This is a genomic window from Nonomuraea sp. NBC_00507 (assembly GCF_036013525.1).
Classification (GTDB): Bacteria; Actinomycetota; Actinomycetes; order Streptosporangiales; family Streptosporangiaceae; genus Nonomuraea.
Genome location: NZ_CP107853.1, coordinates 9,231,739 through 9,241,991, shown reverse-complemented (window position 1 = coordinate 9,241,991; position 10,253 = coordinate 9,231,739). Strand labels below are relative to the sequence as shown.

General features: G+C 70.0%; 10 protein-coding genes. 5 read left to right on the top strand and 5 right to left on the bottom strand.

Annotated elements, in window-relative coordinates; genetic code table 11:
- Positions 1–168: 168 nt before the first annotated feature.
- Positions 169–2,436 (bottom strand): arylsulfatase, encoded by a 2,268-nt coding sequence (locus OHA25_RS44525; protein ID WP_327582936.1) that lies wholly within the window; start codon positions 2,434–2,436, stop codon positions 169–171.
- Positions 2,437–2,536: 100 nt separating this feature from the next.
- A complete protein-coding gene (locus tag OHA25_RS44520; protein WP_327582935.1) occupies positions 2,537–3,433 on the bottom strand; it encodes a TauD/TfdA dioxygenase family protein in 897 nt (298 codons plus the stop codon).
- A 249-nt stretch (positions 3,434–3,682) separates the two neighbouring features.
- Between OHA25_RS44520 and OHA25_RS44515 the strand changes: the two genes are divergently transcribed.
- Entirely contained in the window at positions 3,683–4,621 is a 939-nt protein-coding gene (locus OHA25_RS44515) for a sulfite exporter TauE/SafE family protein (RefSeq protein ID WP_327580480.1), read from the top strand.
- A 165-nt stretch (positions 4,622–4,786) separates the two neighbouring features.
- Here OHA25_RS44515 and OHA25_RS44510 read toward each other — a convergent pair whose 3' ends face one another.
- Positions 4,787–5,080 carry a hypothetical protein gene (locus OHA25_RS44510; RefSeq protein ID WP_327582934.1) on the bottom strand — a complete coding sequence of 98 codons (294 nt, stop codon included), beginning with the start codon at positions 5,078–5,080 and terminating at the stop codon, positions 4,787–4,789.
- The gene (locus OHA25_RS44505) at positions 5,014–5,601 is read right to left on the bottom strand and encodes a putative sulfate exporter family transporter (protein WP_327582933.1); all 588 of its coding nucleotides are present in this window, start codon (positions 5,599–5,601) and stop codon (positions 5,014–5,016) included. Before OHA25_RS44505 ends, OHA25_RS44510 begins: the two co-directional genes overlap by 67 nt.
- A 91-nt stretch (positions 5,602–5,692) precedes the next feature.
- On the opposite strand from OHA25_RS44505, the gene OHA25_RS44500 reads away from it, so the two are divergent.
- From OHA25_RS44500 to OHA25_RS44485, 4 genes are read left to right on the top strand one after another with little or no spacing between them, the layout of a single operon-like run.
- Positions 5,693–6,766 carry an ABC transporter substrate-binding protein gene (locus tag OHA25_RS44500; protein WP_327582932.1) on the top strand — a complete coding sequence of 358 codons (1,074 nt, stop codon included), beginning with the start codon at positions 5,693–5,695 and terminating at the stop codon, positions 6,764–6,766.
- 17 nt (positions 6,767–6,783) lie between these two features.
- Positions 6,784–7,575 carry an ABC transporter ATP-binding protein gene (locus OHA25_RS44495; RefSeq protein ID WP_327582931.1) on the top strand — a complete coding sequence of 264 codons (792 nt, stop codon included), beginning with the start codon at positions 6,784–6,786 and terminating at the stop codon, positions 7,573–7,575.
- Complete coding sequence (locus tag OHA25_RS44490) at positions 7,565–8,425, top strand: ABC transporter permease (protein WP_327582930.1); 861 nt, start codon at positions 7,565–7,567, stop codon at positions 8,423–8,425. Before OHA25_RS44495 ends, OHA25_RS44490 begins: the two co-directional genes overlap by 11 nt.
- A gap of 5 nt (positions 8,426–8,430) precedes the next feature.
- Positions 8,431–8,838, top strand: coding sequence for an RrF2 family transcriptional regulator (locus tag OHA25_RS44485; RefSeq protein ID WP_327582929.1), 408 nt, complete (start codon positions 8,431–8,433; stop codon positions 8,836–8,838).
- Positions 8,839–9,520: 682 nt separating this feature from the next.
- On the opposite strand, the gene OHA25_RS44480 is transcribed toward OHA25_RS44485, so the two are convergent.
- On the bottom strand, positions 9,521–10,201 hold the full coding sequence (locus OHA25_RS44480; RefSeq protein ID WP_327582928.1) for a FadR/GntR family transcriptional regulator: 681 nt from the start codon (positions 10,199–10,201) through the stop codon (positions 9,521–9,523).
- Positions 10,202–10,253 lie beyond the last annotated feature (52 nt).

Genomic DNA, 10,253 nt, shown 5'->3' with positions numbered 1-10,253 from the left:
TCCGGCAGTGCCCCCGCCGCCACAGGCCGTGTCCCAACGCCGGACTCGACCGGCACCAGCTGCACCACTCCGCCGCCACCCACCTCGGCGAGGCCGACGTCCCGCTGCAGTTCATCAGAGGCAAGCCCCCCGTACTGCCATGCGCTACGTCAAACCCGGTCGCGCGGCTCAGTCGAAGGAGTCGGCGGCGGCGCGTAGGGTGGCCAGGACCTCCTTCGGGTCGTAGGCGGCAGGCGCTCCGGGCCGGTAGGTGACGGAGATCAGATCGCCGCTGTAGGGGAAGGGGCCGTGGCGTTCGTAGACGGGCCAGGAGACGGGGGAGCGGCGGTCGATGCCGACATCGATGCCCTCCAGCGGAGCCAGCCCGATCAGCATGCGGACCCCCTCCAGCTCGGCGCCACGGCGACCGTCCAGCTCCAGCCGCAGGTCCCAGCGGAAGCCGGGCAGCGCGGTGGCGGTCAGCGAGACCACGTGCGAGCCCGGCCTTAGGTGATCAGCGGCGACCACCTTCAGCTCGCCGTACTCGTTGTAGGCCAGATGGACGCGGCCGTCCTCGACGTAGAGGACGTAGCCGCCGCCCTGATCGCCATGGGCCACGAGCACGCCCTGGTCGGAGGGGCCGTGGGTGAGCCGCACGTCGATGCGGAAGTCACGGAACGCGATCAGCTGGGCGGCGCGGTAGCGCTCCAGCGTGGGCGTGCCGGGCAGAAGGGTGACGGGCTCGTGGAAGGTGGCCTCCGCGGGCGGACGGGCGGTCCAGAGGTAGCCGGTGCCGTCGTCGAGCGGGAACACCTGGTTCTGCCAGGCGGCGCTCTCCCACGCCGCGGCCAGCTCGGCCACCAGCTCAGGGTGGTCGGCGGCCAGGTCGCGGGCCTCGGTAGGGTCGGCGCGCAGGTCGTACAGCTCCCAGGGGTCGTCTTCGTGGGGACGGCCGGGACGGTGCAGGGCGACGAGTTTCCAGCCGTCGCGGTGGAAGGCGCGGTTGCCGGTCATCTCGGCGTACTGCTCGCGGTGGGTGCTGGGCGCCGCCGGGTCGGTCAGGGCGTCGGCGAAGGATGTCCCGTCCAGCTTCGCCGCGGGCTCGGGACGGGTCACGCCGGCGAGCTCCAGCAGTGAGGGGAGCACGTCGGTGACGTACTGGTAGCCGTCGCGCAGTCCCGCCTCACGCAGCCTGGCGGGCCAGGACAGGAGGAACGGCGCGCGTACGCCGCCCTCGTGGGTGGTGCCCTTGTACAGGCGGAAGGGCGTGTTGGAGGCCATGCCCCAGCCCCGCGGGTAGTGGACCATCGCCTGCGGCCCGCCGATCAGCTCGGGATCACGCGGCACGTCAGGACCCCAGTCGACGCTGAGCGCGGCCCGGTTGCCGAACGCTTTGAAGTAGGAGCGGGTGCCGCGCGCGCCGCCCTCGCCGGTGCCGCCGTTGTCCGAGGTGAAGATGACGATGGTGTTGTCGAGCTCTCCGTACTGCTCGATCACGGTCAGCAGGCGGCCCAGGTTCTGATCGACGTTGTCGACCATCGCGGCGTAGACCTCCTGGTACCGGGCGAACAGCTCCCGCTCCTCCGCGGGGAGCGAATCCCAGACGGGGACGTCGTGGAAGGGTTCGCTGTTGCGCGGAGGCAGCGCGGTACCTTCGGGGAAGAGCCCGTCGGAGAGTTGCCTGGCGAACCGCTCCTCACGCAGTGCGTCCCAGCCCTTCCCATATTTGCCCCGATATTTCGCGATGTCGGCGGGCTTGGCCATGAGCGGGCCGTGCACCGCCGGATGCGCCAGATAGAGGAAGTACGGTTTGCGCGCGTCGTGCGCCCGCAACGACTTGATCATCCCGATGGCCTCGTCGGTGAGGTCGTCGGTCAAGTAGTAGCCCTCGGGGTAGGCGTCGGTCTCGATCGGGGAGTTGTCGCGCACCAGGCGGTGCGGATGGTGCAGCGACGTCAGCCCCTCCAGGATGCCGTAGAAGCGGTCGAAGCCCTTCTGCGTCGGCCAGGAGGAGCGGGGAGCGCCGTCGTGCATCGTGGCGTCCTTGGTCAGGTGCCACTTGCCGACCGCGAAGGTGGCGTACCCGGCTCCGCGCAGGATCTCAGGCAACGTCGGCACGTCGTCGGCGATCTCGAAGGCGTAGCCGGGGAAGCCGGGATCGGCGTTGGCCACGAAGGCGTACCCCGCCCGGTGGTGATTGAGCCCGGTCAGCAGGCTGGCGCGGGAGGGGGAGCAGAGCGGGGTGGTGTGGTAGTTGGTGAAGCGCAGGCCGCGGGCGGCGAGCCGGTCGAGCGTGGGGGTGTCGATCTCGGAGCCGTACGGCCCGATGTCGGCGAAGCCCATGTCGTCGAGCAGCACCAGGACGATGTTGGGGGCGCCCTCGGGCGCGCGCACCTGTTCCGGCCACCAGGGGGCCGACTCGGCTACGGTCCGGCCGACACGTCCATGGAACGTCATGTGGCTTCCTGCGGGTGTGTGGTGGGCGGGGCACTCCGAAGGCCCGGCCGCACGCCCCGGCCACGTCGTTGGGGCCGGGGTCGTACGGCGGTCTACGGGGTCAGGCGGCGATCGGTGAGTACGCGGCGGCATCACCCGCCAGCGCCAGGCTGGGCCGCGCGTCCACCCCGACCGGCACGTCGCCGGCGATGGTGACCCGGTGCAGGCGGCGCGGCCGGTCGCCGAAGTCGTGCACCACCCGGTGCTGGGTGGCCCGGTTGTCCCAGATGGCCACGTCGCCGGGCGCCCAGCGCCAGCGGACGGTGTTCTCCACCTCGGTGACGTGCTCCTGGATCAGCCGGATCAGGGCGGCCGAGGTGGACTTGGACAGGCCTACCAGGTGTTTGGCGAAGTCGCCGAGCAGGATCGAGCGTTCGCCGGTCTCTGGGTGCACGCGCACGACCGGGTGCTCCGTTTCGAACACCGTCGAGGCGAACACCTTGGCGTACTCGCGGCTCCGGTCGTCGGCGCCGGCCAGGCGGGCGTAGTCGTAGGCGTTGGTGTGCACCGCGCGCAGCCGGTCGAGCAGGGCGCGCAACTCGGTGGGCAGGTGCTCGTAGGCCGTGACGGTGTTGGTCCAGAGCGTGTCGCCGCCCGAGTCGGGGACGGTGACGGCTCGCAGGACGGAGGCCAGCGGCGGCCGGTCCACGAACGTGACGTCGGTGTGCCAGCGGTCCACCTTGTGACCGTTGCGGTAGTCCAGGTCGAGGATGTGGGTGTTGCCGTCGAGCGCGGGCACGGTCGGGTGGGCAGCGGTCGGCTCGCCGAGGAGACTGGCGAAGGCAACCTGGCTGCGCTCGTCGAGGTGGTCCTGGTCGCGAAAGAAGATCACCTTGTGGCGCAGCAGGGCCTGGCGGATCTCCGCGACCAGGTCGGCGGTTAGGTCGCCGCCGAGCCGCACGCCGGTGATCTGGGCGCCTATGCGACCGGCTACAGGGGCGATGGACAGGGATGACATGGGTTTCGTCCTTCCGGTTGAGGGTTGGCCTGCAGTCGGAAGGAGGGACACAGCGCGCTGGCCACGCGGCAGTAGTCCACGTGGCCCCGGATGGTCAGATCCGTGGTCGTCACGTTCCCCAAGGTAGATCGAGTGTGATCAGATAGTCAACAAATTATGTAGGAAATATGGGTTTATCCGCAGGACTTGACGAAACCATGAGACTCGTAAATGATTATTCCTACTTATTAAGTAGAGAAAGGGGAGATCGTGCGAGCGCTCATCCTGCTCGGCCTGGTCGGGTTCGCGGCCCAGCTCGTCGACGGCAGCCTCGGCATGGCCTACGGGGTCACCTCCAGCACGCTGCTGCTGGCCGTCGGCACCAACGCGGCCGCGGCCTCGGCCACCGTGCACCTGGCCGAGATCGGCACCACGCTCGCCTCGGGCATCTCCCACTGGCGCTTCGGCAACGTGGACTGGAAGGTCGTCGCCAGGATCGGCATCCCCGGCGCGCTCGGCGCCTTCGCCGGCGCGACGTTCCTGTCCAGCCTGTCCACCGAGATCGCCGCGCCGGTCATGTCGATCATCCTGCTGACCCTCGGCGTCTACATCCTCGTCCGCTTCACCGCCTTCGGGCTGCCGCGCGGCAACCTCGGCAAGCCGCTGCGCAAGCGCTTCCTGGCCCCGCTCGGCCTGCTGGGCGGCTTCGTCGACGCCACCGGCGGTGGCGGCTGGGGCCCGGTCGGCACCCCCGCCATCCTGGCCAGCGGCCGGCTGGCACCCCGCAAGGTGATCGGCTCCGTCGACGCCAGCGAGTTCCTCGTCGCGATCGCCGCCAGCGTCGGCTTCTTCGTCGGCATCGGCTCGGAGAACATCGACTTCGCCTGGGTCGCCGTCCTGCTGCTCGGCGGCGTCATCGCCGCGCCGATCGCGGCCTGGCTGGTCCGCCACATCCCGCCGCGCATCCTCGGCTCGGCCGTGGGCGGCGTGATCGTCCTGACCAACATCCGCACCCTGCTGCGCAGCGACTGGATCGACGCCTCCGGCGCCGTCCAGACCGTCGCCTACCTCGCCATCGCGGTGATCTGGGCCGGTGCCATCGCCTACTCGGTGCGCGAATACCGCCGCGACAAGGCCCACGAGTCTGTCGAGGCGATCGAGACCGACCTGCGCGTCCGGACCGCCGAGGAGGAGCAGGCCTCGGCATGAGGTCGAACGCGCCGGGCTGGTGGCTTTGCCCGCCGACGCCCGTACCCGTGATCAGATGGAAGGGCGCCCCGTACGTGGAACGGCTGCGCTACCGCGGGCCGATGCTGCGCACCCTGCTCCTGTGCGCAGCCATGGGCATGGGCATGGTGCTGCTTTCCTGAGCGGTCACGCTCCAGCCGTACTGGCGGCACGGGTGGACGTGATCGTGTCGAAGTCCGGGATGCGCTCGGCGATGGGGTCGCCGGTGAAGTCGCCGATCCAGCCGTCGTCGTCGTGGAAGAAACGGATGGCGGTGAAGTCGGGCCGCGTGCCCATGTCGAACCAGTGCGTGGTGTTCTTGGGCACGCTCAGCAGGTCGCCGGCCTCGCACAGCACCGCGTGCACCTTGCCGTTCACGTGCAGGTAGAAGATGCCGGAGCCGGCGACGAAGTAGCGCACCTCGGCGATGACGCGGTCCACCTCCTGCCGGTAGGCGGCGCGTTCTGGGTGATCTTGACGATGGTCGCAATGGCCAGGGCGTCCTCTCCGACGATCGTGCCCGCCGCCGTCACCGCGGCCGTCGTGTCGATGTTTCCGCCGATCCAGGCACCGGCCACCTCCGGGCTCAATCCGAGCAGGGATGCCAGCGTCGGCAGGATGAATATGGACGGTAGCGCGAAGGCGATCACCAGGCTGGCGCTGTAGGCGAGTTGCTCGCGCTTGGCCTGTACGGACCCGGCCGCCGTCACGATCACTTTGAGGTTGATTGAGGCGCCAAGCAAGACCAGTCCCGGCTTGATGAAGAACTCGGTGCGGAAGCCGCCTGCCGGCCGATCCCGCAGCCCCGTGGCGGTCAGGACGGCATTGCCGAGCAGGCCGAGCGCGATCGCGTACACCGGAAACTCGATGGCCTTGGCCAGCGCGTTCCCCTCGAACCAGGACGGGACGCCCTGCTCCAAGAACCTCGTGGCGGCGGCGCCCGACCGTGGCTGCTTGCTCACGTCTCACCGAGGTGTGACTTGACGTGACCGTGCGGGTAGGGCTATAAACTCCACAAAAGCTACTAAATAAGTGGGAAATTGGGAGAAACCGATGTACGCACGCAGGGCTCGCGGGGTGGTGGCCGCACTGGCCGTCCTGGCGCTCACGACCGTGGCGGCGGCCTGCGGTGGCGGCGCAAGCGGGGGTAACGCAAGCGGGGGCGAGGCCGCCGGCGGCGGGCCGGCGGAGGTGCGGCTCGGGTTCTTCCCGAACATCACCCACGCCACCGCTCTCGTCGGCGTCGAGAAGGGCCTGTACGCCAAGCACCTGGGAAGCGGCACGACGCTGAAGACCAGCACGTTCAACGCCGGCCCGGCGGCGATCGAGGCGGTCTTCTCCGGGGCGATCGACGCCACCTACATCGGTCCGAACCCCGCCATCAACGCCTGGTCCAAGTCCAAGGGGCAGGCCATCAAGATCGTCGCGGGGGCGGCATCAGGCGGCGTCTTCCTGGTGGTCAAACCGGGCATCAATACGCCGGAGGACCTCAAGGGCAAGAAGATCGCCACCCCGCAGCTCGGCAACACCCAGGACGTGGCGCTGCGCTACTGGCTGACCGAGAAGGGCATCAAAACCGACACCAAGGGTGGTGGCGAGGTCTCCATCGTGCCGCAGGAGAACTCCCAGACCGTTCAGACCTTCGCCACCGGCGACATCGACGGCGCCTGGGTGCCCGAGCCGTTCGCCAGCCGCCTCATCGAGGAGAGCGGCGGCAAAGTGCTGGTCGACGAGCGCGATCTGTGGCCGAACAAGCAGTTCGTGATCACCCATCTGATCGTCCGCCAGGAGTTCGCCAAGGAGCACCCTGAGGCCGTCCGAAAGCTCATTGAGGCGCACGTCGAGGCCAACGCCTTCATCAACTCCGACTCTGCAGGCGCCGCGCAGACCGCCAACGCCGCGCTGCAGAAGCTGACCGGCAAGCCGCTCAAGCCCGAGGTGCTCGACAGCGCGTTCAAGAACATCACTTTCACCAACGACCCGATCGCCTCCTCCCTCGTCGGCAGCGCCGAGCACGCCACCAAGGTCGGCCTGCTCGACCCGGTCGACCTGAACGGCATCTACGACCTGAAGATCCTCAACGAGGTCCTCGCCACCAAGGGGCAGTCCCCCATCTCGGACAAGTAAGCGACCGAGGAGATCCCATGACCGCTCCACTGACGGAGCAGGCCGGCAGCCGCAACGGCGGGCACCAGCCCGCCGTGCGGCTGGAGGCCGTCTCCAAGATGTACGGCCAGGGCAAGACCGGCCTGCTGGCCCTCGATGACGTCGCCCTCGACGTGGCGCCGGGCGAGTTCGTCTGCCTGCTGGGGGCCTCAGGCTGCGGCAAGAGCACGCTGCTGTCGTTGGTCGCCGGGCTCGACGCGCCTACCACCGGCCGCATCGACGTCGACCGCGACCGGGTCGCGCTGATGTTCCAGGAGCCGGCGCTGTTCCCGTGGCTGACCGTCTCGGCGAATGTCGAGATGGCCCTGCGCGCCAAGAGCGTGGCCCGCAAGGAGCGCCGGGCCCGCGCGGCCGAGTTCCTGGAGATCGTGCACCTGGGCGGGTTCGGCGGCAAGCGCCCGCACGAGCTGTCCGGCGGCATGCGCCAGCGCGTCGCCCTGGCCCGCGCGCTCGCCCAGGACGCCGACGTGCTGCTGATGGACGAGCCCTTCGGCGCGCTGGATGCGATGACGCGCGACCTGCTCCACGACGAGCTGGAGCGCATCTGGCGCGAACGCGCCCTCGCCGTCCTGTTCGTCACCCACAACGTCCGCGAGGCCGTCCGGCTCGGCGACCGGGTCGTGCTGCTGTCCAGCCGACCGGGGCGGGTGGTCGAGGACTTCCCTGTGACGCTGCCCCGGCCCCGCCGCACCGACTCGGCCGAGGTGGCGGAGCAGGCCGCTGAGATCACCGACCGGCTGCGCCAGGAGGTCCTGCGTCATGGCCGTTGACACCCACGCCCGGCAGATCGCCGGGCTCGACGCCCTCGAACTCGCCGACCGCCGACGTGCAGGCCTGGCCACGCGCGCCTGGTCGGGGCTGTGGCCGGTGGCCTCGGCGATCGCCATCACCCTCCTCGCCTGGCAGGCGGTGGTCCTGGCCGGCTGGTGGCCGGAGTACGTCTTCGCCGGCCCGGTGACCACCCTGACCGAGCTGGGCCACCGCCTCGGGGAGGCCGAGTTCTACCAGGCCGTCGCGGTCACCATGCGCCGCGCCGTGACCGGCTTCGCGGCGGCCATCGCCGTCGGACTCGTCGTCGGCGCCCTTGTCTCGCGTATCCGGCCGCTGCGCCGGGCCGTCGGGTCGCTGATCACCGGGTTGCAGACCATGCCGTCCATCGCCTGGTTCCCGCTCGCCATCTTGTTGTTCGGGCTGAGCGAGAGTGCGATCCTCTTCGTCGTCGTGCTCGGCGCCGCTCCTTCCGTCGCCAACGGCCTGATCGCCGGCGTCGACTACACCCCGCCGATCCTGCTGCGGGCCGGGCACATGCTGGGCTTCCGCCGCCTCGCCCTGTACCGGCACGTCATCCTGCCCGCCTCGCTGCCGTCCTTCCTGGCGGGGCTCAAGCAGGGCTGGGCGTTCGCCTGGCGCTCCCTGATGGCCGGCGAACTGCTCGTCATCATCGCCAACAGGCCCTCCCTGGGGGAACAGTTGCACTTCGCCCGCGAACTGGCCGACTCGGCCGGCCTGCTCGCCACCATGATCGTCATCCTGGCCATCGGCATCCTCATCGACCGCCTCTTCGGCGCAGCCGACGGCGCGTTGCGGCGCCGCTGGGGCCTGCACCAGGTCACCAACTGAGCGGCATGCGGATCTCCGCCCGAACTCAATACGCCCTGCGCGCCGCCGCCGAACTCGCCGCGGCGCCGCCAGGGCCTGTGCCGGCCGACAAGATCGCAGCAGCTCAGGGGATTCCCCGCAAGTTCCTCGACAACATCCTGCTCCAGCTCCGCCGCGCCGGTCTCCTGCACAGCCAGCGCGGCCCCGAGGGTGGCTACTGGCTGGCCCGTCCCGCCGCCGAGATCACGCTGGCTGACATCATCGCCGTGGTCGAAGGCGTACCCGAGGGGAGCGACCACGGCGGGTACCCGGGCGTGGCCAGACCGCTGGCGGATGTGTGGAGCGCCTTACGCGACCACGAGCAAGCCCTGCTCGCCGAGATCACCCTCGCCCACGTCGCGAAGGGCTCGCTGCCCGAGCCATCGGAAAACTGAGGGACTTGAACCACATGCAGATGCCTTCACGCTGACCGCCATCTCCCCGCTCGGCCAGAGGCGATCGGGGATGAGCAGTGCGCCCGACTTCCAACGTCAGTCGTGTCGTACATGGCGCTCCTTCGCGGTCACTGCGAGGTGGCTCATGCGTCGATCTCGCCGCCGCCGAACGGAGCTCCGCACATCAGGACGCGCTCCTCCGGAGGAATGGGCGCGAGGCTCACTCGCACGCCGATGCCCGTTGAACGGACATCTGCGTTGTCCGAGCGGGTGTGAGGTCGGATACTCGCGGCGCTGTTCGTCGGTGCGGCGGGCAGTCGACGTCGTGGAGGAGACACCTTTGTCAGCCATCGATCCGGACCCTGCCGGCGCGCCCGGCGCCGGCAGGTCCGTGCCGTGGCCGTCGCTCGCCGAGTTCGCCCCGGACCGCACCACGGCTGAACATCCGTCGATAGATGTGCCCTGGCGCGACGCAGCCGTCGTCGGGGAAATGCACCCACCCGGTGGTCCGGACCCAGGGCCGCGGGGCGGTATGCGAGGCGGTGGCACGCGCCGCGCTATGCGCCCACGGCGTGCGCCCGGTGGCACGCACCAGGCGGCACGCTCGGTGGCGATACGCCTGGTGGCAGACGCACCGGTGGCCTGTGGCCTGGTGGCGTGCGGCTAGGGCGCCAAAGGTGCCCTAGCCGGGCGCCACGGGTGCCGGCGGCAGGCCGGCCTGCTGGTGGTCATCGTCGGCTTCGAAAAGGTGTGCACAGGCGGTTGCGGCGGCATCGCCGTCGCCGGCGACCACGGCGTGGGCCAGCGAATGCAGCCGGCTGGTCGAGACGACGGTTCCGTCTTCACGCGGCATGGCGCTCGACAGGAGATCGTCGAGGTCCGCCAGCAGGCCAGGACCGGCGAGCCGGCGTACGTGCTGCCAGACGTCGGCGAACTCGACGGGCCGGCCGTCCGGCCCCAGCAGGGCCAGGCGCAGGCTTCGGTCCGGGTGCGCGGCCGCGCCACGGGCGAGCCCCGCCATCACGGCCGCGCGCGCCTGGGCGATCTCGACCGCGTCGCGGCCCTCCAGCACTGGCGGCAGGTCCGGATCCGCATCCTGTGAAGTGGGTGGGAGCACCACGGCGCCGTTGCCGTGCTGCACCTCCACCCGGCCCTGGACCTCGAGCGCCACCAGGGCACGGCTCAGGGTCGCACGGCTGACGCCGAGCTCGGCGGCCAGCAGGCGTTCTGGAGGCAGCCGGTCCCCTGGGGAGAGCCCCTGGGCTTCGATGAAGCTCGCGATGTGGTCGGCGAGTTGCTCGTACAACCGCGGACGCTGAAGGCGACCAGGTGTGGCGGTGGTCTGCTGACGCTTCTTGGTCACGGGAAACAGTGTATTGACAATGAGGCCTAGTGGAGCAGAGGCTAGGCCAATC